Source organism: Ruegeria sp. AB7, assembly GCF_056542625.1.
Genome location: NZ_JBQGAC010000001.1, coordinates 22,939 through 43,093, shown reverse-complemented (window position 1 = coordinate 43,093; position 20,155 = coordinate 22,939). Strand labels below are relative to the sequence as shown.

The 20,155-nt window shown below is 56.9% G+C and carries 23 protein-coding genes; 15 read left to right on the top strand and 8 right to left on the bottom strand.

Going from position 1 to position 20,155, the window contains the following annotated elements:
- The first annotated feature begins 1 nt into the window (after position 1).
- The 4 genes from ACR0EN_RS00260 (at position 2) to ACR0EN_RS00245 (ending at position 2,093) form a co-directional block, all read left to right on the top strand.
- Positions 2-778, top strand: a complete 777-nt coding sequence (locus ACR0EN_RS00260; RefSeq protein WP_170393586.1) for an isocitrate lyase/PEP mutase family protein — start codon at positions 2-4, stop codon at positions 776-778.
- 71 nt (positions 779-849) lie between these two features.
- Positions 850-1,143 carry a DUF1330 domain-containing protein gene (locus tag ACR0EN_RS00255; RefSeq protein ID WP_170563411.1) on the top strand — a complete coding sequence of 98 codons (294 nt, stop codon included), beginning with the start codon at positions 850-852 and terminating at the stop codon, positions 1,141-1,143.
- Between the two features lie 41 nt (positions 1,144-1,184).
- Complete coding sequence (locus ACR0EN_RS00250) at positions 1,185-1,634, top strand: tellurite resistance TerB family protein (RefSeq protein ID WP_170393590.1); 450 nt, start codon at positions 1,185-1,187, stop codon at positions 1,632-1,634.
- Between the two features lie 21 nt (positions 1,635-1,655).
- Complete coding sequence (locus ACR0EN_RS00245; RefSeq protein ID WP_170393592.1) at positions 1,656-2,093, top strand: tellurite resistance TerB family protein; 438 nt, start codon at positions 1,656-1,658, stop codon at positions 2,091-2,093.
- A gap of 31 nt (positions 2,094-2,124) precedes the next feature.
- Here the strand turns inward: ACR0EN_RS00245 and ACR0EN_RS00240 are convergent, their stop codons facing one another.
- Both ACR0EN_RS00240 and ACR0EN_RS00235 read right to left on the bottom strand, forming a co-directional pair.
- On the bottom strand, positions 2,125-2,703 hold the full coding sequence (locus tag ACR0EN_RS00240; RefSeq protein ID WP_170393594.1) for a disulfide bond formation protein B: 579 nt from the start codon (positions 2,701-2,703) through the stop codon (positions 2,125-2,127).
- 9 nt (positions 2,704-2,712) lie between these two features.
- Positions 2,713-2,868, bottom strand: a complete 156-nt coding sequence (locus ACR0EN_RS00235) for a DUF5993 family protein (protein ID WP_223118239.1) — start codon at positions 2,866-2,868, stop codon at positions 2,713-2,715.
- Between the two features lie 366 nt (positions 2,869-3,234).
- On the opposite strand from ACR0EN_RS00235, the gene ACR0EN_RS00230 reads away from it, so the two are divergent.
- From ACR0EN_RS00230 to ACR0EN_RS00215, 4 genes are all read left to right on the top strand, one after another.
- The gene (locus ACR0EN_RS00230) at positions 3,235-4,011 is read left to right on the top strand and encodes an ABC transporter ATP-binding protein (protein ID WP_170393596.1); all 777 of its coding nucleotides are present in this window, start codon (positions 3,235-3,237) and stop codon (positions 4,009-4,011) included.
- Between the two features lie 33 nt (positions 4,012-4,044).
- Complete coding sequence (locus tag ACR0EN_RS00225) at positions 4,045-4,794, top strand: transporter substrate-binding domain-containing protein (RefSeq protein WP_170393598.1); 750 nt, start codon at positions 4,045-4,047, stop codon at positions 4,792-4,794.
- A gap of 80 nt (positions 4,795-4,874) precedes the next feature.
- The gene (locus ACR0EN_RS00220) at positions 4,875-5,762 is read left to right on the top strand and encodes an ABC transporter permease (RefSeq protein WP_170393600.1); all 888 of its coding nucleotides are present in this window, start codon (positions 4,875-4,877) and stop codon (positions 5,760-5,762) included.
- Positions 5,759-6,565, top strand: coding sequence for an ABC transporter permease (locus tag ACR0EN_RS00215; RefSeq protein ID WP_170393602.1), 807 nt, complete (start codon positions 5,759-5,761; stop codon positions 6,563-6,565). The genes ACR0EN_RS00220 and ACR0EN_RS00215 overlap by 4 nt, the downstream gene beginning before the upstream one ends.
- Here ACR0EN_RS00215 and ACR0EN_RS00210 read toward each other — a convergent pair.
- Positions 6,562-7,371 carry a M90 family metallopeptidase gene (locus ACR0EN_RS00210; protein ID WP_170817603.1) on the bottom strand — a complete coding sequence of 270 codons (810 nt, stop codon included), beginning with the start codon at positions 7,369-7,371 and terminating at the stop codon, positions 6,562-6,564. The genes ACR0EN_RS00215 and ACR0EN_RS00210 overlap by 4 nt on opposite strands.
- A 211-nt stretch (positions 7,372-7,582) precedes the next feature.
- Between ACR0EN_RS00210 and ACR0EN_RS00205 the strand changes: the two genes are divergently transcribed.
- The 5 genes from ACR0EN_RS00205 to ACR0EN_RS00185 all read left to right on the top strand — a co-directional run bounded on the left by ACR0EN_RS00205 (position 7,583) and on the right by ACR0EN_RS00185 (position 13,628).
- The gene (locus ACR0EN_RS00205) at positions 7,583-8,902 is read left to right on the top strand and encodes a glutamine synthetase family protein (RefSeq protein ID WP_480584663.1); all 1,320 of its coding nucleotides are present in this window, start codon (positions 7,583-7,585) and stop codon (positions 8,900-8,902) included.
- 58 nt (positions 8,903-8,960) lie between these two features.
- A complete protein-coding gene (locus ACR0EN_RS00200) occupies positions 8,961-9,641 on the top strand; it encodes a type 1 glutamine amidotransferase (RefSeq protein WP_480584660.1) in 681 nt (226 codons plus the stop codon).
- Positions 9,641-10,999, top strand: a complete 1,359-nt coding sequence (locus ACR0EN_RS00195) for a glutamine synthetase family protein (protein WP_170393610.1) — start codon at positions 9,641-9,643, stop codon at positions 10,997-10,999. Before ACR0EN_RS00200 ends, ACR0EN_RS00195 begins: the two co-directional genes overlap by 1 nt.
- Before the next feature lie 12 nt (positions 11,000-11,011).
- Positions 11,012-12,316: an NAD(P)/FAD-dependent oxidoreductase gene (locus tag ACR0EN_RS00190; protein ID WP_170393612.1), complete on the top strand. Its 1,305-nt coding sequence runs from the start codon at positions 11,012-11,014 to the stop codon at positions 12,314-12,316.
- A gap of 112 nt (positions 12,317-12,428) precedes the next feature.
- The gene (locus ACR0EN_RS00185) at positions 12,429-13,628 is read left to right on the top strand and encodes an aminotransferase class I/II-fold pyridoxal phosphate-dependent enzyme (protein ID WP_170817599.1); all 1,200 of its coding nucleotides are present in this window, start codon (positions 12,429-12,431) and stop codon (positions 13,626-13,628) included.
- 9 nt (positions 13,629-13,637) lie between these two features.
- Here ACR0EN_RS00185 and ACR0EN_RS00180 read toward each other — a convergent pair whose 3' ends face one another.
- The 4 genes from ACR0EN_RS00180 to ACR0EN_RS00165 all read right to left on the bottom strand — a co-directional run bounded on the left by ACR0EN_RS00180 (position 13,638) and on the right by ACR0EN_RS00165 (position 17,474).
- Entirely contained in the window at positions 13,638-14,393 is a 756-nt protein-coding gene (locus ACR0EN_RS00180; protein WP_170393616.1) for a trypsin-like serine protease, read from the bottom strand.
- An 8-nt stretch (positions 14,394-14,401) separates the two neighbouring features.
- Complete coding sequence (gene phaR, locus ACR0EN_RS00175) at positions 14,402-14,956, bottom strand: polyhydroxyalkanoate synthesis repressor PhaR (protein ID WP_170404880.1); 555 nt, start codon at positions 14,954-14,956, stop codon at positions 14,402-14,404.
- Between the two features lie 136 nt (positions 14,957-15,092).
- Complete coding sequence (locus ACR0EN_RS00170) at positions 15,093-15,539, bottom strand: phasin family protein (RefSeq protein ID WP_170393620.1); 447 nt, start codon at positions 15,537-15,539, stop codon at positions 15,093-15,095.
- 132 nt (positions 15,540-15,671) lie between these two features.
- Positions 15,672-17,474: a PHA/PHB synthase family protein gene (locus ACR0EN_RS00165; RefSeq protein ID WP_480584656.1), complete on the bottom strand. Its 1,803-nt coding sequence runs from the start codon at positions 17,472-17,474 to the stop codon at positions 15,672-15,674.
- Between the two features lie 111 nt (positions 17,475-17,585).
- Between ACR0EN_RS00165 and phaZ the strand changes: the two genes are divergently transcribed.
- Positions 17,586-18,857, top strand: coding sequence for a polyhydroxyalkanoate depolymerase (gene phaZ, locus ACR0EN_RS00160; RefSeq protein ID WP_170626086.1), 1,272 nt, complete (start codon positions 17,586-17,588; stop codon positions 18,855-18,857).
- The gene (locus tag ACR0EN_RS00155; RefSeq protein ID WP_480584653.1) at positions 18,854-19,438 is read left to right on the top strand and encodes a DUF6151 family protein; all 585 of its coding nucleotides are present in this window, start codon (positions 18,854-18,856) and stop codon (positions 19,436-19,438) included. The genes phaZ and ACR0EN_RS00155 overlap by 4 nt, the downstream gene beginning before the upstream one ends.
- On the opposite strand, the gene ACR0EN_RS00150 is transcribed toward ACR0EN_RS00155, so the two are convergent.
- The gene (locus tag ACR0EN_RS00150) at positions 19,435-20,145 is read right to left on the bottom strand and encodes an alpha/beta fold hydrolase (RefSeq protein WP_480584650.1); all 711 of its coding nucleotides are present in this window, start codon (positions 20,143-20,145) and stop codon (positions 19,435-19,437) included. The genes ACR0EN_RS00155 and ACR0EN_RS00150 overlap by 4 nt on opposite strands.
- Between the last annotated feature and the right edge of the window lie 10 nt (positions 20,146-20,155).

The window sequence follows — 20,155 nt, the reverse complement described above, 5'->3', positions numbered from 1 at the left end:
CATGACCGATCAGATTACCCAAGCAGAAACATTTGCCGCCCTGCACAAGAAGGGTGATCCGGTCATCCTCTATAACATTTGGGACCCCGGCAGCGCCGTCGCTGTACGCGATGCAGGGGCCAAAGCGCTGGCGACTGGCAGTGCTCCGGTCGCGATGGCGCAGGGGTTTTCGGACGGCCAGAACATCCCGTTTGAGTTGGCGTTAGACAACGCTCGCCGCATTGTCGAGGCGGTTGATATACCGGTCACCATGGACCTCGAAGGCGCTTATGCCGAGGATACTTTTGGCATATCGGCCAATGTCAAACGCGCGCTGGAAACCGGTGTAATCGGCTTTAACTTCGAAGATCAGGTCGTTGGAACTAAAGATCTTTATGACATCGAAACACAGGCAGCGCGTGTCGCTGCGATGCGCGAAAGCTGTGACGTTGCCGGTGTTCCCGCCTTCATCAACGCCCGCACTGACATCTTCCTCAAAGCCGCTCCGGACACGCATGATCAAGCGATGCTGGATGACGCCATGGCCCGCGCGGCCGCCTACGCCGATGCCGGAGCCAGCGGGTTCTTCGCGCCGGGCCTGAAAGACGAATCCATGATCGGCCAGCTTTGCGCGGCCACCGACCTGCCGGTCAACATCATCGCCCTGCCCGGCACGCCTGACACGCCGACGCTGGCGAAACTCGGCGTGGCCCGGATCAGCTATGGCCCGGTTCCCTATCGGCAAATGACCGCTTGGTTACAGGATTCAGCACGCGCCGCGCTGCAATCCGGTGGATGATCCACTTTTAGGGGATTGCATTTCAACCTGTTCCTCCGCACCTTGCATCCGATACCAGCGGAGGACACCTTGTGGCCAAAGGATACTGGGTTGCCCATGTCGATGTAGACGACATTGAAACCTACAAATCTTACATTGCTGCCAATGCGGCCCCATTCGCCGATTACGGGGCCAAGTTTCTTGTACGCGGCGGCGAGAGGAGCGAGCCCGAAGGCAAGGCTCGCGCCCGCACAGTTGTCATCGAATTTCCCAGCTATGAACAGGCGCTGGCCTGCTATGAAAGCGATGCCTATCAAGCCGCCAAGTCCTTGCGCGATCCGGTTTCGACCGGCGATCTTGTGATTATTCAGGGCTATGAGGGCTAGCACCGCTTGGCGCGCCTCGAATTACGGAATATCCTGCCGATATGTTGAAAAAATTCTTCCAGGCCTTTCGGCCGCCGCAACATGACAAACTGCCCGATCCCGATGCCGAACTGGCCCTGGGGGCATTGCTGGTACGTGTCGCGCAGGCCGACCGCGACTACAAGCTGGAAGAGATCAGCCTGATCGACCGCATTCTTGCGCGACTTTACCAGCACAATGCGATCGAGGCCGCCAAGGTCCGCGCCACCTGCGAAAAATTGCACGCAGCTGCTCCGGAAACAGATACATTCGGCAAACTGATCCGCGAAACCACCGATCTTCAGGAACGCTTGGCCGCGCTTGACGCCCTGTGGGAGGTCGTGCTGGCCGATGGCAACTCGGACGAGGGCGAGGTCAAGATCGTCGAAGAAGCCCGCATTGCCATGGGCCTCAGCTTCAACGACAGCAAAGCGGCACGCGAGCGGATACAAAGCCGCTTGGAAGCGACCTAGGCTATCTCTATATAAACGCTTATGTTCAGTGATTTCCTGTCCCGGCTCACACAGCCGCAGCCCGACCCGCTTGTCGAAGATGATGCCCGTCTGGCCCTCACCGCCCTGTTGGTGCGTATCGCGCGGTCCGACAATGACTATGCCGATACCGAGATGGCCCGAATCGACCGCATCTCGGCCGAACGCTACGGCCTGTCGCCATTTGAGGCCGCAGCCCTGCGCGCCCGAGCCGAAGACCTTGAAGCCGAGGCGCCCGACACCGTCCGCTTTACTCGCGCCATCAAAGAGGCCATCGCCTATGACGACCGCCTGGCCGTTGTGCAGGCCATGTGGTCGGTCGCACTGGCGGATGGGCACCGCAGCGGTGAAGAGGATTCTCTGCTACGCCTTGTCGTCAGCCTGCTCGGCGTGAGCGATGTGGATTCGGCGCTTGCAAGACAAAAGGCGGCGAAGGTCTGATCAACCGGCAAGCCTTTGGGCGTTGTCAGCGCTATGAATCGCTGCCTTCAAGCTCATTCAGAAACTTGTAGTCTGTCGGCGGATCGTCACAGATGCCGGGCCCACACTCCAAAAGCGCCGAACCAGCGTTCGCGACGGCCAATGCCAAAATCAGGAAAAACGCTGTTTTGGCCAATGTACTTCCTCCGAAGCGTTCGGTTGCCCGAACGTCCGACGCAAGATCATACTGCTTCTCGAATACCAGCATGATTGCGGTGCCAAGGATGATCAAACCAAAGGCAACTCCCGCCCAGGTATAGAAGTGTAGGCCCAGAACCGGGGAGCCGTAGTGCCCTGTTCCGGGCACGATATGCAGCAGAATCTGCCGGATCGAAACACTGATCCCAAAGATCGCCGCCACCAGCACGATGCCATAGTTTCTGGCGCGCGTACCCCATAACAGGTTCAGAGCAAGCCCGAACCCAACGGCCACGAATCCCACGCGTTGGAGCAAACATAACGGACAGGGCAGTTCGTAAAGGACAAGCTGAAAGTAGAAGGCAAGCACCAGAACCAGGCAAACCGCCAGTGCACCAATCGCATTCATGTTACGAGCAAATTCAGGTGACATTGGACGACCTCACAGTTGAATCGTTAAGGGGGTCGTGGCGTGAAACTTCAGCCAGTAGGCACTCGCCAAAAGCGTCAGCACGAACAATGCGTATGAAATTCTGACCAGCTTAAAGTATGCCAGCACCATCGTGCCGGCGAACAATGCAAATAATAGCGCGATCACAAGAAGCCCCTTACGTGAATTGAATTCGTATATTTCAATCTTTAACTCAAAACGAATTATTCCCAAATTCAAACAGTTTTGGTGATTGGATCAAGCCAGTTCAATAAATTTGGTTTCGCTGAGGATCACCTCGGTTGATCCGGAATCCTGTGACCTGAATCTCTGGGCCGCAATCAAGAGATTGATCTGGCTGACCTGTCGATAATGGTGCATCGAGTCACAGAATGCGCCCAACAAACTGACAGTTTAGACAGCGCGACCGCCCGATTTGGCAATTTCGCTGCGTGAACTTGTCAATTGCGCATTGCATTAGCCCGATTTTTCAGCCCTATTACCGCACCAACACCAATCATATCTGGACTGCCCGTGACAGACGCCGCTCCCGTCATTGAGATCAAGAACCTGCACAAAAGCTTTGGCCAACTCGAGGTGCTCAAGGGCGTGGACATCACCGCGCATCGCGGCGACGTCGTGTCGCTGATCGGATCATCCGGTTCGGGGAAGTCTACCCTGCTGCGCTGCTGCAATCTGTTGGAAGACAGCCAAGAGGGCGAGATTCTGTTCAAAGGCGAGCCCGTCCGTTGGACTGGCAGCCACAATCATCGCCGTCCCGCCGATCCCAAGCAGGTGTTGCGCATCCGCACAAATCTGTCGATGGTGTTCCAGCAGTTCAATCTGTGGGCCCATATGACCATCCTGCAGAATGTGATGGAGGCTCCGGTCACTGTCATGGGCCGCGACAAGGCCGAGGTCGAAGACAGCGCGCGCAAATATCTGGAAAAGGTCGGCATCGGCGACAAATGCGACGTCTATCCGGCGCAACTATCGGGCGGACAGCAACAACGCGCCGCAATCGCACGTGGGCTGTGCATGGAACCTCAGGCGCTGCTGTTTGACGAACCGACCTCAGCGCTCGATCCCGAACTGGAACAGGAAGTGATCAAAGTGATCAAGGATCTGGCCGCAGAAGGCCGCACCATGATCATCGTGACCCATGACATGAAGATGGCTGCGGATATCTCCAGCCACGTTGTGTTCCTGCATCAGGGCCTGATCGAAGAAGAGGGTTCAGCCGAAGACATTTTCACTGCCCCTGAATCCGAACGGCTTCAGGGCTTTCTCTCCGCCACTCAGGCGGCTTAACCAACGGACAGAACCAATAAAGGGGAGTAACTCATGAAAAACCTGATTCTGACCACCGCAGCACTGGCGTTGACCGCCGGTATCGCAATGGCCGAAACTGTGCGCATGGGCACCGAGGGCGCCTACCCTCCGTACAACTTCATCAATGATGCTGGTGAGATCGACGGCTTCGAGCGTGAAGTCGGTGACGAGCTGTGCAAGCGCGCCGGTCTGGAGTGCGAATGGGTCAAGAATGACTGGGATTCGATTATTCCGAACCTGGTTTCGGGCAACTACGATACCATCATCGCCGGCATGTCGATCACTGACGAACGCGATGAGGTCATCGACTTTACCCAGAACTACTACCCGCCGACCGCCTCAGCTTACGTAGCTGCTTCAGATGGCGCTGACACGAAAGGTGGCATCGTCGCTGCACAGACCGCAACCATTCAGGCCGGTCACGTTGCTGAATCCGGCGCGACTCTGGTCGAATTCGCCACCCCCGAAGAAACCATCGCCGCCGTACGCAATGGCGAAGCGGATGCTGTGCTGGCTGACTATGACTTCCTGGTCCCGATTGTTGAGGAATCCGGTGGCGAGCTGGTCTTTGTCGGCGATCTTGTCCCGCTGGGCGGTGGCATCGGCATGGGCTTGCGCGAGAGCGACGCAGAACTGCGCGGCAAGTTCGATGACGCGATTTCTTCCATGAAGGCAGACGGCACGCTCAACGAGATGCTGGTCAAATGGTTTGGCGAAGGTATCGCTACATACAACACAGACGGCTCGGTCGTAACCAACTAAGCCCTCCGTCCAATTGTCCGGCGCGTGCGCGCGCCGGACCTGCCGGACCTGAGACCGGCCAGACGTTCGAAAGACGCCTTATGTTCTCCTACTGCGCTGATCCTGACACGCTGGGCACGTTCCGCTGGTTCTCGTGCTATCTGACCAATGGCGTCCACTGGTCGTTCTACTTGTCGTTCTTCAAGGTGCTGGGTCTGCTGGCCGTCACCGCCCCGGTCGCCCTGAGCTTCGGTTTTGCCGGCGCTATGGCAGCGCGATCGCATTTCCCGCCGCTTAGCTGGCTGGGTAAGGCCTATATCGCCATCGTGCGTGGCGTGCCTGATATCGCTTTCTTTCTGTTCTTCGTGATCGCTCTGGATCAGGGCTTTGAATGGCTGCGCCATAAAGTGCTCTGCCCCGAATGGACCGATCCGGTGCGGCAGGGCAACGACTTCATCGTCTGTCAGGCCGCCAAGCTGCCGCTGGGCACTGCACCCGAATGGGTGCATGAAACCTACGGCTTCTTCCTTGCCGTCGTCACATTCTCTATCGTGTTCGGCGCGTTTGCCGCCAACGTCCTGTTCGGCGGCATGCGCGCTGTACCACACGCCCAGCTTGAGACGGCCGCAGCCTACGGCATGACACGCCGCCAGACCTTTTGGCGTATCCTGGTGCCGCAAATGTGGGTCTACGCCCTACCCGGCCTATCGAACCTGTGGATGGTGCTGATCAAGGCCACGCCACTGCTTTTCTTGCTGGGCATCGAAGATATCGTCTATTGGGCGCGCGAGTTGGGTGGCACAAAAACATCCCGCTTTACCGATTACCCTCATGGCGACTGGCGCATGTGGTACTTCCTCGCCCTGCTGATCTTCTACCTCGGCATGACCCGCGTCTCGGAAATCGGGCTTGAGAAACTGATGCGCCGCCTGTCCCATGGTCAGGCCACATCGGGCGGAGAGCTTCTGCGCAAGGAGACCACCGCATGAGCTGCATCCAGACCATTCAGGACTACGGCCTCCGTTCGCTGGGCTTTGGCGAGCGCCTGCTGCCCAAAACCGATTTCACCCTGTGCGAGCACTTCACGCTGATCGGCTCGGGCATGATCTGGAATATCTATTTCGGGATCATGGCGATGGTCACGGGGTTCTTCCTCGCCACCGCGTTGGCCGTCGGCAAAGCCTCGTCGAATAAATGGCTGCGTAAACCGTCCGAGTGGTTCATCTTTTTGTTCCGCGGCTCGCCGCTGTTCATCCAGTTCTTCTTTGCCTATTTCTTCTTCCTTTCGCTGAAGAAGCCCTATCCGATGTTCGACGCCTTCACCTCGGCCTGGCTGGGGGCGCTGATCGTGCTGTTCCTGAATACTTCCGCCTATTCGGGTGAGATCTTCTATGGCGCCCTGCGTTCGATCCCCAAAGGCGATATTGAGGCGGCGGATGCCTATGGCATGTCGGGCTGGTCCCGCTTCCGACGTATCGTTTGGCCCACCATGCTGCGGCTGGCGTGGCCCGCCTATACGAACGAAGCGATCTTTGTCTTCCAGTCTACAACGTTGGTCTTCTTCTCGGCCTTCCCGGCCTGGCAACAACGCGGAGACGCGCTGTACTACGCCAGCTATTTCGCGGACAAGACGTTTAACCCCTTCATCCCCTACCCGATTCTGGCGTTCTATTTCATCCTGCTAACGCTGGTCATCGTTTGGGGCTTCGGAAGGGTCAACAAACGCCTGAACCGCCACCTGCCTGCCGAGCGGAAAGCCAAGATGCGCTTCCGACTAAATTTGGCGCGCTAAGCCCACTCCACCGGGTTCAGCCGGAACAGTTTCGAAAGCTGCTCATAGACCTCGGGCACCTCGTGCTTCAGCGCTTTCGGGCGCTCAAAGAACACTTCGACCGAGACGGCAAAGAACTCTTCATGCCCGGTTGCGCCATAGGGGTCGATAACCGTGTGCCGCCCGCTTTCAACCGCGTGAACATGCGCGTCATAGGCGGTCAGGAATACCTTTTCCCATTCGGCAAAGCTCTGCCCTTCACTCAGGATCGGTACGCCATTTGTACCCCCGGACAGATCATCGATCTGATGCGCAAATTCATGCAGCACTACGTTCTGCCCGTCGCGATCATCCAGAGCGCCCTGCTGGCTGTGTGCCCATGATAAAATGACCGGTCCGCGATCCCAGCTTTCCCCGGTCCGCACGATCTCTTTCTCGGACACGACATAGCCCGAGCGCCGCTGCTGCTTTGACTTGAACGCATTGGGATAGATCAGAATGGTCGTCAGATTGTCATACCAAATGTCGCTATTGATCACGAGCAAACAGGCCTGCGCCGCAATCGACAACTCCATCTCCTCAGTCACTTCCAACCCGTCGCAGCCGTAGAAGCTCACTTGATCCAGAAACAGGTTCACCTTGCCATCCAAGTGGCTGCGCAGCCCGGCGGGCAGCCGCCGGATGATGGGAACTTGCTGATCAATGATGTCCCGTTGATCCGAGGTCAGACGCGTCGCCAACAGCGCCGCGCGGGCCTGTCTCTTGGACCAGACGTAATAGCCGACCCCGCCTGCGATCAGTAACACTATGGTAAGAAAGATGAACATATCTGAGACTATAGGTATCGCTACGCCCGGCACAATCGGGCACCTGAATGTTGTACAACTCGGAAGACAGCGGTCTCGACCACTGTACAAGTCGGTTGATTTTCAACTTCGCGCCCCACCGGAAGCGACGCCTGCTCGTAATTTGATCAAATTTCGTGACAAGACGCTAATCCTGATTTAAACCTCTCGTGACTAGACCACGGAGCCCCCAATGGACCTGAGCGCCCTGCATACATTCCGCGTCGCCGCCTGTGACCTCAACGGTCAGATGCGTGGCAAACGCGTGCCGCCCTCATACGGTGCCAAGTTGGACAAAGGCGCCGTGCGCATGCCGTTCTCTGCGCTCAATGTCGATCTCTGGGGCGCTGATATCGAAGGCAGCCCGCTTGTCTTCGAAAGCGGTGATGCAGATGGTGTGTTGCGCCCCACCGGGCGTGATCCGGTTCCCATGCCCTGGCTTGATACACCCACCGCGCTGGTGCCCATGTGCCTGTACCACGATGACGGCACGCCTTTTGCGGGCGATCCGAGACACGCGCTTTCTGCGGTTCTAGATCGATTTTCCGAACGGGGCTGGTCGGTCATCGCCGCCACCGAACTCGAGTTCACTCTGCTTGACGCCTCAGGCGACCAACCGCAGCCTCCGATCAACCCGGTCACGCGCCGCAGGCTGCGGGACGAAGCCGTTCTGTCGATGGCCGAAATGGACGCGTTTGATGCGTTCTTCACCGACCTCTATGATGGTTGCGCCGCTATGGGTATTCCTGCTCAGACTGCAATATCTGAAAGCGGGATCGGTCAGTTCGAGATCAATCTGAACCATCAGGACGCCATGCGCTGCGCCGATGATACGTGGCTTTTCAAGACCTTGGCGCGTGGCGTGGCCCGCAAGCATGGCTTCACAGCAACCTTCATGTCCAAGCCCTATGCCGAGGATGCGGGCAACGGAATGCATGTGCATTTCTCGGTCGACGATGTCGATGGACGCAATGTCTTCGATGACGGAGGGGCCGAGGGAACCGATGAACTGCGCTCGGCGGTTGCTGGATGTCTGACCGCGATGCCCGGCTCTACGCTGATCTTCGCTCCTCATGGCAATTCTTACACGCGCCTGGTGCCTGGTGCCCACGCACCCACCGGAGCAAGCTGGGCCTATGAAAACCGCACGGCGGCCCTGCGCATTCCGGGTGGTGCCCCTGCCGCCCGACGGATCGAACATCGCGTTGCTGGCGGTGACATCAACCCCTATCTCATGCTGGCCGCAGTTCTGGGCGCGGCAATGGTTGGGATCGAGGATGGCCTGCGACCGCCCGGCCCGATTTCGGGCAATGCCTATGAGTTGACGGATCTGCCGCAACTGGCAGCCGACTGGCCGTCGGCCATCTCTGCTTTCGAAACTGACCCGGTAGTTGCGCGCATTTTCCCGGACGATCTGATCCGCAACCTGGTAATGACCAAACGGCAGGAAATTGCACGCTTCGCGTCCCACCCCCCTGACGAGCACTGGCTCAGCTATCTTGAGAGCGTTTGAACCTCTTGCCCAGCTCGCTTCGCTCCGTTAGAATAAATTTGATCAAATTTGGTGAACTATGAAAATCGGCATCCTTGTAACCGGCCACCCACCCGATGAATTGCATGAACAATTCGGGGAATATGATGGCATGTTTCGCGCATTACTGGGTGGGAACGGCTTTGAATTCCAATCTTACGCAGTGGTCGATGGTGAGTTTCCGGAAGACGCGCATCAGGCCGACGGGTGGATCATCACCGGATCTCGTCATGGCGCATACGAAGATCACGCTTGGATTCCCCCGCTTGAACAGCTGATCCGGGATATTCAGAAGACAGGGAACCCTTTGATTGGTGTTTGCTTTGGCCATCAGATCATCGCACAAGCGCTTGGTGGAAAAGTGGAAAAGTTTGATGGTGGCTGGGCTGTAGGACGCACGGAATACAGCTTTGGCGATCAGACCGTCACCTTGAATGCTTGGCATCAGGATCAAGTGACCAAACTGCCCGCAGGTGCGGTGGTCACCGGTACGAATGACTTTTGCCAAAACGCCATGGTCACCTATGGCGATACGATCTGGACCGTGCAGGCCCATCCTGAATATGGAAATGACTTCATACAGGGCTTGATGGAGACCCGAGGCAAAGGCGTGGTTCCCGATGCGTTGATGCAGGCGGCAGCGAACCGGAAAGACGCCCCGGATGATAATGCCAAAATCGGCCACCACATGGCAGAGTTCCTAAAGAAAGCGAGGGCCTGATGGCCGACTGGACAGATCAGCTGCCTGAGGCGGCGCGCACCTACTTTGAAGGCAAACGGCTGGATGAGGTTGAATGCATCATCTCTGACCTGCCCGGCATCGCCCGCGGCAAGGCGGTCCCGGCGTCAAAGTTTGCCAAGCAATCCTATTTTCACCTACCCGACAGCATTTTCTACCAGACCATCACAGGGGATTGGGGCGAAGCTGCAGGTGAGGACGGTTTCATCGAGCGGGACATGATCCTGAAACCCGATTTCTCAACTGCGTCGGCCGCTCCTTGGACGGGCGACTGGACCTTGCAGGTGATTCACGACGCGTTCGATCGAGATGGAGAGCCGATCCCTTTCAGCCCCCGCAATGTGCTCAAACGCGTTGTGAAGATGTATCACGACAAAGGTTGGAAGCCGGTTGTCGCTCCCGAGATGGAGTTTTTTCTTGTCGCGCCAAATGTAGACCCGGCGCAGGGTATCAAGCCGATGATGGGCCGCTCGGGCCGACCTGCGGCGGCGCGGCAGGCTTACTCGATGACAGCGGTGGATGAATTCGGGCCGGTGATCGACGACATCTACGACTTTGCCGAATTTCAGGGGTTTGAGATCGACGGGATCACGCAAGAAGGCGGTGCCGGACAACTAGAGATCAACCTGCGTCATGGCGATCCGGTGAAGCTGGCGGACGAGGTATTCTATTTCAAACGCCTGATCCGCGAAGCCGCGCTACGTCACAACTGCTTTGCTACGTTCATGGCAAAACCGATCGAAGATGAGCCGGGGTCGGCCATGCACATCCATCACTCGATCATCGAAAAAGAAACGGGACAGAACATCTTCTCCGGTCCACAAGGTGGCGAGACGGATGCGTTTTATCACTTCATCGCCGGCTTGCAGAATCACCTGCCCGCAGGGCTGGCGGTGATGGCACCGTATGTGAATTCTTATCGCCGCTACGTCAAAGACCATGCGGCCCCGATTAATCTGGAGTGGGCGCGCGACAATCGCACAACTGGCATTCGCGTACCTCTGTCCGGCCCCGAGGCGCGCCGGGTCGAAAACCGCATCGCAGGCATGGACTGCAACCCCTATCTGGGCATCGCATTGTCGTTGGCCTGCGGCTATTTGGGCCTGACTCAGCAAGAGCGCCCACGCCGCCAATTCTATGGCGACGCCTATGAAGGCGACGGCGACATCCCTCAGATCATGGGTGAAGCTCTGGATCTGTTTGATGAAGCCACTGCCCTGCACGAAGTTCTGGGTCCCGAGTTCGCCCGTGTCTACGGCATCGTCAAACGTGCTGAGTACGAAGAGTTCCTGCAGGTCATTTCCCCGTGGGAACGCGAGCATCTGCTGATGAACGTCTAGGGCAAAGACGCGATGAACCTGCTGTATTCTAATGACCGCAAGGCTGAGTACCCGCCAAGCTGGTATGCCGCGACGGCGCACGCCTTTGACCGCCACCCGGCGCTTGAAGGCGACCATACCGCAGACGTCTGCATTGTCGGAGGCGGATACACGGGCCTTTCGGCAGCATTGCACCTGGCTGAGGCTGGGTTCGATGTTGTCCTGCTGGAAGCTCATCGCGCGGGCTTTGGGGCTTCGGGTCGCAACGGAGGCCAACTGGGCAGCGCGCAGCGTTTGGATCAAGAGGATCTTGAACGGCTTGTCGGCGATGAAGATGCGTTAAAGCTTTGGGATCTGGCCGAAGAAGCCAAGGATCTGGTCAAATCTCTGATCTCAAAACATCAGATCGATTGCGACCTGAAGCCCGGCATTGCGGTTCTGGGCTTTAACAACTCGGAGCGCGCAGAGCTACATGATCACGCGGCGCATCTGTCGGGTAAATACAAATACGACCAAATCGAAACTTTAGATGCCGATGCCGCGCGCGGGCTTTGCCCCTCACCAGCCTATGCGGGTGGGTATCTGGACAATGGTGCCGCGCACCTACACCCGTTGAACTACGCCCTCGGCCTTGCGCGTGCCGCTGTCAGAGCCGGATTAAGACTGCATGAAGACACCGAAGTTCTTGGCATCGATCAGGGCGCTCGTGTCACTGTACGCACTGAAAAGGGCAAGATCACTGCCGATCACGTTATTCTGGCCTGCAACGGATACCTCGGAGATCTGAACCGGCAAGTTGCATCGCGCGTGATGCCCATCAACAATTTCATCGCGGCAACCGAACCTTTGGGCGCTGAAGTGCAAAAAGTTTTGGCCAAAGATATCGCCGTTGCTGACACCAAGTTCGTGATAAACTATTTCCGGCTAAGCGCCGATGGCAGGCTGCTGTTTGGGGGTGGCGAAAGTTATGGTTATCGTTTCCCCGAGGACATCGCCGCAAAAGTCCGTAAGCCGATGACCGAGATTTTTCCGCATCTGCGTGACGTCAAAATCGACTACGCATGGGGCGGAACACTGGGCATCACCATGCGGCGCATGCCCTATTTGACCCGGGTTGCGCCAAATATCCTGTCCGCCTCGGGTTATTCTGGCCACGGCGTCGGCACCGCGACCCATGCAGGGCAACTCATGGCGTTGGCGATCCAGGGGCAGGCTGAGGGGTTCGATACCATGGCCCGCGTTCCTGCAGTGCCCTTCCCGGGTGGTCCTGCTTTGCGGACGCCGTTGCTGATACTGGCCATGACTTGGTATGCGCTGCGTGACAGGCTGGGTATCTGAACACATTCTTTACGACGAATTGGTGAAATCTCGCTGACGATGCGAATTGGGACTTGGCTTGCCTGCACATCGAATTTATATTTCCCAAAGATAAAATTCGGGAAATCCAAATATGACGCTTGTACCCAACGTTCATGAAGCCGAACCCATCCCCGCAGCCGCCCGAGACGCAATCGACGCCCTGATGAAGTCAGGCGATCTGTTTCGCTATACCGCACCTCAGGATGCGCCCGTTGCTCTTCTGGAGGCAGAGTTTGCCGAACTGCTCGGCACAAAATACGCGCTGGCGGTCTCTTCCTGTTCTGCCGCGCTGTTTTTGTCGCTCAAGGCGCTTGGGTTGCCCCGCGATGCGCGGGTTCTGATCCCCGGATTTACCTTTGCCGCCGTGCCGTCATCGATTGTTCACGCGGATTGCATTCCGGTTCTGTGCGAAGTCGGGGACAATTATCGCGTCGATATGGCCGATTTCACGGCCAAGCTGGACAGCGTGCAGGCAGTGATCATCAGCCATATGCGCGGCCATACCTCGGACATGGACGCGATTATGGAGCTGTGTGAAGCTCGCGACATCCCGGTGATCGAAGACGCCGCCCACTCATTAGGCACAACCTGGCATGGGCGCAATATTGGCACCATCGGTAAGGTCGGCTGCTTCTCGTTCCAGTCCTATAAAATGATCAACGCAGGCGAAGGTGGCATTCTGGTCAGCGACGATGCGGATCTTGTGGCGCGGGCTGTCATCATGTCGGGCGCATACGAGCACAACTGGAAAAAGCACTCTGGCTCAACAGAGCTGGAACAGGCCTTTGCCAAATGGCAGAACCAGTTGCCACTGTATAACCTGCGCATGAGCAACCTCAGCGCCGCAGTCATTCGTCCGCAAATCCCCGAATTGGCACGCCGTGTCCGCGACGGGCTGGCAAACCATGACTATGTGGCTGATCGTCTGAACACATCGCCCTACATCGATGTCCCTGCCCCTCTGACACCCGAGCAGCGCGCACCGGATTCGATCCAATTCAATCTGGTTGACCTCAGCGACGATGAAATCCGCGCCTTTGCCGCCGCAGCCGAGGCACGCGGTGTCAAGGTGCAGGTCTTTGGACTGAGCCAGGATAACGCTCGTGCCTTCTGGAACTGGCAGTTCCTACCCGAACAGTTCGACCTGCCACAGACCCGTGCGATGCTGATGAAGGCCTGCGATGTACGTCTGCCCGTGCGTTTGAGGCGCGATGAACTGGACGTAATCTCGGACATCCTGCTGGCTTCTGTTGGCGAGGTTGTTGGCCCGGTGCCAGTCTACGGGACCTGATCGTCAGTACTATTGCAGATCAAGGTCATGAACTGAAAGTAACAATGCGTCGATCCCGTCAGGGGTTGGCGCGACGCGCGACAAAATCCCGGCAACGGCAAGCCCGGTTTCTGTTTGCATCAGAAACGGCGCACCGGAATCCCCCATCATGACGGGGCAGATCGCGCGCATCAGCCCTTGGCCGGCCTGTGCGGCATTACAGCTATCGGTGCGACTGAGCACGTGGGGCCGCAATCCGGGATAGCCCGCGAACGAGCCCATCTGCGGGACAGTCCGGGAAATATCGAAAAAACCAACCTGCTCTCCAATTGGCTCGGCCAACTCCAACACGGCCCAATCCAGATCGGCGCGATTGTTGAATACACCGTCGCGCCCCTGTTCCGAATCCAGCCGATAGGCCAACACATTGGACACGGCGGCAGCCTCGCCGCGCTGATACCCTGCGGCAAACCGGATACTGGCCGGAGGAATCCAGCGGTTGCGCGCGCTGTTGTACAAGCAATGTGCCGCGGTCAAAACCAGCCGCTCAGACACCAGCACGCCTGTACAATGGGACCGCTGACTGCGGCTGGCAAAATTGACCCGACCAATGGCGCGCCAGGGCGGGGTCGTTGCATCCAGAATTTCGCGCGCGCGAATCTCGTCGCAGCCCGCAGCCGTATCCCGACCCATTGTGCAGATAGGTTCCCACACGGATGTAAACTGGCCTTGGGCCTGTGCAGTCTGGGCCCAGATCAACGCGCCCAGAACAGACAGCCAGCGCATCGGTCAGGCTAGCTCAGCTTCGATAGTTTTTGCTGCAGCTCGGCAAGTTGCTTTTTGATGTCGTCCAAATCCTCTTTGGGTTCGGGCGATGTTTCTTGTTCATCATCCGGCCCCGACCAGTTTCCCGACAGACCACCGGTCATGGCTTTTAGAAAGGCCTTTTGCTGCGCCTGCATCGCCTCGAACCCCGGCATCTGGGACATTGGGTTCATGGCGTTCATGTTTTCCATCATCTTGGACTGGCTCTCGCGCAGCATGTCGAACGAGCTTTGCAGGAATTGCGGCATCATGCCCCCGCCCGGCACCATGTAGCTGCGCACCAGATCGTTCAGCACATTAATCGGCAAAACATTTTCGCCGCGGCTTTCGTGTTCGGCAATGATTTGAAGCAGATACTGACGAGTCAGGTCATCACCGGTTTTCAGGTCAATGATCTGAACCTCGCGCCCGTCGCGGATGAAACCGGCGATATCTTCAAGCGTCACGTAATCGCTGGTCTCGGTGTTATACAGCCGACGGCTGGCATAGCGCTTGATCAGCAGAGGTTTGTCTTGTTCCGACACCCTGTACCCTCCCCAAGGATGATGCGTTGCAGCGCAGGTTATGCGACTGCAGAACAAAAAGAAAGGGCAGGTCAAGCGACCTGCCCGCAGCGATTGCACCATTTGGGAGGAATGGGTGCTAAGTCGCAGTCTTATCTTACTTGGTGGTTGCTGCTTTCTTTGCTGCAGCGGTCACCTCGTTGGTGGCTTTTTTGACGGCTGCGGTTGCATCTTCTGCAGCGTCTTTGCCAGCCGCCATCAGCAGCTCAACTGTTTCGGTCTGAACTTTTTTCGCGATCTCAGCGAAAGCAGCCAGGTTTTCAGCAGCAACTTCAGCCGACGCGCTTGCGAAGTCGGTTGCAGCTTTTGCGTAATCCGCAGGCTCGGTTTTTGCTTTCGACATCTCGGTCAGTTTGGCCAGGGTTTCTTTGGTCCATTTGTTCGAGATTTCAGCCGATTTCTCAGCTGCGTCCAGAGCAACACCCGACAGCTTTTCGTTCAGAGAAGCGGTCGATTTGAATGCGTCTTCCAGAGCGGTTGTGTCAACCGGGAACGCGCCCATCATGTCTTTCAGGGTCGCGGTAAAGTCTTGGGTCTTTGCCATTGTCCTAAATCCTTCTAGCCGTTCCGGGCCCACCCCGGTTCTCATCAGCTTGAAGGCAATATGATTGCTGCATCGCAGCATTGCAAGTTTTTTCTTGCTGCAACGCAGAAATTTTTGAGTTTCAAAATGATATCAGCGGTTTGCCTTGACCAAAACATAGGTACCCGGAGCCAGGCAAAGGCGTGGATGATCCGAATCGCCGGTATCACGCGCGGGAACCTGCTTGCCTGATCGCTTCTTTAACCACGCTTCCCACATCGGCCACCACGAACCTTCGTGGAAGTCAGCCTCTTTCAGCCATGTATCGGCATCACACTTCAGCTCAGGATTGGTGTAATGGCCATATTTTTTCTTACTGGGCGGATTTACGATGCCCGCGATGTGGCCGGACTCGGACACCACAAAGGTCTTCGACTTCGCGCCCATCTGCTGCACCCCGCGATAGCAATCCTTCCATGCGGCAATATGATCCGTCTCGCAGGTGATCGCCATCAAAGGCACATCGACATCCTTGATATGCAGCTTATGGCCAAGCAATTCGAACCCGTCGTTGACGAAATCGTTGCTCTGACACAAACCGCGCAGATACTGGATCGCCATCCGGCCTGGCAGGTTGGCCCCGTCGCCGTTCCAGTACAACAGGTCAAACGCTGGCGGTGTTTCACCCATCATGTAGCTGCGGATCGCCGGCGTATAGATTAGATCTCTGGATCGCAGGAAAGACATCGTTCGCCCGATGATCCATGCCTTTAGAATACCATCCTTCGAGACCTGTTCTTCGATGCCATCCACAAAGTCATTTTGCAGGAACGGCGTGAACTCCCCCTGCTCACCAAAGTCTGTCAGGGTGGTGAAGAAGGTGGCAGATTTGATCGACTTGTCACCGCGCTGCTTCATCAGCGAAAGCGTCAGGCTAAGTGTCGTACCGGCGATGCAGTAACCCACTGCGTTGACCTGCTTGACCTTGCAGATTTTTTTCGCCTCTTCGACGGCGGTCAGGAACCCTTCCTGAATATAGTCCTCCATCCCAATATCGGCGTGCGAGCTATCGGCATTCACCCAGCTGACCACAAACAGGGTATAGCCCTGCTCGGTCACCCATTTGATCAGGCTGTTCTGAGCCTTCAGGTCCAAGATATAGAACTTGTTGATCCATGGCGGGAACAGAACGATCGGCGTTTCGTGCACCGTCTCGGTCACCGGTTTATACTGGATCAGTTCCATCATTCGGTTGCGATAGACGACGTCGCCGGGTGTAGTTGCGATATTCCCGCCAATCTCAAAGGCACTTTCGTCAGCAAGTCTGACAACCATTTCGCCGTCATTGGCCTCAAGGTCCGACACGAGGTTCTCCAGCCCCTGTATCAGGGACTGCCCTTCGGTCTCGATCGCCTTTTCCAGCGCATCGGGGTTGGTGGCCAGAAAATTCGTTGGCGCCATCATATCTATGATCTGTTGCGAGAAGTACTGCAGACGCTGCTTATCCTTGGTTTCCAGATCGTCAACCGATGCAACGGCCTGCGCGATCGCTTCGGCATTGGTTTGGTACTGCTGGCGAATGAGGCGAAAGTAGGGGTTGGTTTCCCACATTGGATTGGCAAACCGTTTATCTTTGGCAGCGGCTGAGGGTACATCCCCGTCGCTTTGGGTCATCGCTTTCTGCGCTTCCGCAAAGTTGAGAACCGATTTTCCCCAATACTCAATTTGCTGCTCCAACAGCTTTGTGGGGTTTTGAAACGCTTCAGCCCAATACGCAGTTGCTGCTTTTGCAAAAAGCTCTTGATTCGGGCCATCCAGAGCGGGGGTGTGCGGCGTTTTTCCGGCCATGACCTCGACCAGGCGTTTGGACAGTTCTTCTACTTTGTCCATATTTTCTTTAAGTCGTTCAATATGTTCTTCGGTCAGTTTTGGCGTCTGGTCTTCGGTAGTTGTCATTTTAACAATTCCCCCCTAGTCTCGCTGCTGTGCAGAATAACGTCGTTGGCGTCGGGGGGCAAAGCGGCGAATGGTCCGAATTCTCAGGCTGATACTCAGGAGGCACATTCGATGCGCTACATGATGACCTATGACCTGATGGAAACCATGCGTAACACCAACCAATGGCTTGGTGCAACCGCAAGCGCGATGGCATCCTACCCCCTGTTCTCGATGACACCCAACCCGGCCTTCAACTGGATGGCTGCATGGGGCGAAGTAACCGAGCGCACATTCCAGCGTATGGTCGTCAAGCCTGATTGGGGCATCCGCACCTTTACCTGCGAAGACGGCAAGGACCATCTGGTCGATATCACAACCGTGCTTGAGCGTCCTTTCGGCGACCTGATCCATTTCCGCGTTAATGGACGCAAAGAACAGCCACGCAAGGTGCTGCTGGTTGCACCGATGTCGGGGCATTACGCGACCCTGCTCCGCTCGACCGTCAAAAGCCTGCTTGTCAATTGTGAGGTCTACATTACTGATTGGCATAACGCGCGCGACATTCCCGTGTCCGAAGGCAAGTTCGATGTCGAGGATTACACGCTCTACCTTGTCGATTTTATGAAAGAGCTCGGCCCCGATACGCATGTTATTGCGGTTTGTCAGCCCGCACCGCTGACTCTGGCCGCAACTGCCTATCTGGCCGAGGTCGAGCCGAAGGCGCAGCCAAGTACCCTGACCCTGATCGGCGGTCCCGTCGACCCCGACGCAACTCCGACCGAGGTTACGGATTTTGGTCGCCGTGTAACGATGGGTCAGTTGGAAGAAACGATGATCCAGCGGGTTGGCTTCAAATACAAGGGCGTAGGCCGGATGGTGTATCCCGGCTTGCTACAACTGGCTTCGTTCATGTCAATGAATGCCGAACGTCACAGCAAGGCGTTCTCGGATCAGATCCAGCGCGTTATTCGTGACGAGGCATCCGACCACGATGCCCATAACCGGTTCTATGACGAATATCTGGCGGTGATGGACATGACTGCCGAGTTCTATCTTTCGACCGTTGAACGTGTCTTCAAAAACCGTGAGATCGCGCGCAACGAGTTCGTTGTAGCCGGCCACAAGGTAGATATCGGCAAGATCACTGATGTGGCTGTGAAATCGGTCGAAGGCACGAATGACGATATCTCAGCCCCCGGGCAATGCATCGCAGCGCTGGATTTATGCACGGGTCTGCCCGACAGCAAAAAGGCCAGCCATGTTGAACCCGGCGCGGGTCACTATGGCATTTTTGCGGGCCGCAGCTGGCGCGACAACATCCGTCCGCTAGTGATTGATTTCATGAATGAAAACAGCCGCAAACCCCGTCGACGAGCCGCCAATAGCAACAAAGTTGCATGAGCCGCGCAGCGGCAGGAGACCTTCCTTTCCGTTGCAATTGCGGCGCTCTTTCGGGGCGCATTACTGAACACGGCGTCGTATCCGGCACTCATGTCGTGTGTTTTTGCCATGACTGCCGCGCGGCTCAGCTTTATTTTGAACAGCCCGACCCTGCGCCCGACCCAGTCGAGGTGTTTCAGATGTCACCGGAAGACATCAAGATCGATGCAGGGGTCGAGCACTTGGCAGCTATGCAACTTAGCCCCAAGGGCATGTTGCGGTGGTATGCCAGATGCTGCAACGCGCCGCTGGCCACGACGCCGACAACTCCAAAAATTCCGTTCGCGGGTTTTATCGTCAAACGTATTCCCCACCCCAGCAGTTTGGGTCCCATTACTACGCGTGGATTTGTGCCAAGGGCTGACGGCAAGCAGTCTCATGAGAAAATCCGCTATGCCGCTATGGGTCTGCTTAAACGCGTACTAAAATCGCGTCTGTTCGGGAGCTGGAAGAAAACGCCATTCTTTGACTCTGAAACCGGTCGGCCGGTGGTGCAACCAACTGTTCTGACCAAGAACCAGCGCGCGGTTTTCTACGACTAGGTCAGCCGCAGTGGTTTCCGGAGCCAATCCTGCAGCATCGCAATCACGGATTCGGGTGCTTCCAGTGTCGGATAGTGCCCGGCCTCATCAATCACGCGCAACTCTGCATCCGGAATGAGATCAGCCATGAAGGAATTCTTGCGGACCGGATTCTCCGCATCATGGGCACCGCAAATGATCAGCGTGGGCATCCTGATCCGGCGCAGCGTGCCTTGTTGGTCCGGACGGCGTTGCAGGGTTCTTATCTGACGTACAAACACATTCGAGCCCAATTCCTCGGCCATCTGCAACACTTCGTTCAAAATCGGGATGCGTTGCGGACCGGGAGCCAACATGTCCGAGCCGATCAGCTTGCGCATCACTTCGTCCAACCTCCCCGCCTGCGCGCCAACGATCAGGTCTTCGCGACTCGCCGCGATATGAGGTGTGTCGGCCTGCGCATCCGTCGCCAGCAAGGCCAGTCGTGTCACCCTCTCAGGTGCTCGCCGCACGATCTCAAGCGCGACGCCACCACCCAGACCAAACCCGCACAAAGCAAACCGGTGCGGCAGTTGATCCAGCAAGCCCGACGCGATTTCTTCGAACCGTTCACCGCCGGTGATCGGTGCGACCATAACTGCACGTTCACGCGACAGCGCGGTGATCTGCGCCTGAAACAACCGTGCATCGCACATCAATCCGGGTAGCAAAACCAACGGCTCGATCACCTCGGTGCCC

What these genes read in the sequence shown, in the direction of transcription:
- ACR0EN_RS00245 (WP_170393592.1), top strand. Translation starts at nt 1,656, where the DNA reads ATGTTCAGTGATTTCCTGTCCCGGCTCACACAGCCGCAGCCCGACCCG.
- ACR0EN_RS00220 (WP_170393600.1), top strand. Translation starts at nt 4,875, where the DNA reads ATGTTCTCCTACTGCGCTGATCCTGACACGCTGGGCACGTTCCGCTGG.
- ACR0EN_RS00165 (WP_480584656.1), bottom strand. Translation starts at nt 17,474, where the DNA reads ATGACAACTACCGAAGACCAGACGCCAAAACTGACCGAAGAACATATT.
- ACR0EN_RS00240 (WP_170393594.1), bottom strand. Translation starts at nt 2,703, where the DNA reads ATGTCACCTGAATTTGCTCGTAACATGAATGCGATTGGTGCACTGGCG.
- ACR0EN_RS00170 (WP_170393620.1), bottom strand. Translation starts at nt 15,539, where the DNA reads ATGGCAAAGACCCAAGACTTTACCGCGACCCTGAAAGACATGATGGGC.
- ACR0EN_RS00185 (WP_170817599.1), top strand. Translation starts at nt 12,429, where the DNA reads ATGACGCTTGTACCCAACGTTCATGAAGCCGAACCCATCCCCGCAGCC.
- ACR0EN_RS00250 (WP_170393590.1), top strand. Translation starts at nt 1,185, where the DNA reads ATGTTGAAAAAATTCTTCCAGGCCTTTCGGCCGCCGCAACATGACAAA.
- ACR0EN_RS00200 (WP_480584660.1), top strand. Translation starts at nt 8,961, where the DNA reads ATGAAAATCGGCATCCTTGTAACCGGCCACCCACCCGATGAATTGCAT.
- ACR0EN_RS00180 (WP_170393616.1), bottom strand. Translation starts at nt 14,393, where the DNA reads ATGCGCTGGCTGTCTGTTCTGGGCGCGTTGATCTGGGCCCAGACTGCA.
- ACR0EN_RS00190 (WP_170393612.1), top strand. Translation starts at nt 11,012, where the DNA reads ATGAACCTGCTGTATTCTAATGACCGCAAGGCTGAGTACCCGCCAAGC.
- ACR0EN_RS00225 (WP_170393598.1), top strand. Translation starts at nt 4,045, where the DNA reads ATGAAAAACCTGATTCTGACCACCGCAGCACTGGCGTTGACCGCCGGT.
- ACR0EN_RS00215 (WP_170393602.1), top strand. Translation starts at nt 5,759, where the DNA reads ATGAGCTGCATCCAGACCATTCAGGACTACGGCCTCCGTTCGCTGGGC.
- ACR0EN_RS00210 (WP_170817603.1), bottom strand. Translation starts at nt 7,371, where the DNA reads ATGTTCATCTTTCTTACCATAGTGTTACTGATCGCAGGCGGGGTCGGC.
- phaZ (WP_170626086.1), top strand. Translation starts at nt 17,586, where the DNA reads ATGCGCTACATGATGACCTATGACCTGATGGAAACCATGCGTAACACC.
- ACR0EN_RS00260 (WP_170393586.1), top strand. Translation starts at nt 2, where the DNA reads ATGACCGATCAGATTACCCAAGCAGAAACATTTGCCGCCCTGCACAAG.
- ACR0EN_RS00205 (WP_480584663.1), top strand. Translation starts at nt 7,583, where the DNA reads ATGGACCTGAGCGCCCTGCATACATTCCGCGTCGCCGCCTGTGACCTC.
- ACR0EN_RS00195 (WP_170393610.1), top strand. Translation starts at nt 9,641, where the DNA reads ATGGCCGACTGGACAGATCAGCTGCCTGAGGCGGCGCGCACCTACTTT.
- ACR0EN_RS00155 (WP_480584653.1), top strand. Translation starts at nt 18,854, where the DNA reads ATGAGCCGCGCAGCGGCAGGAGACCTTCCTTTCCGTTGCAATTGCGGC.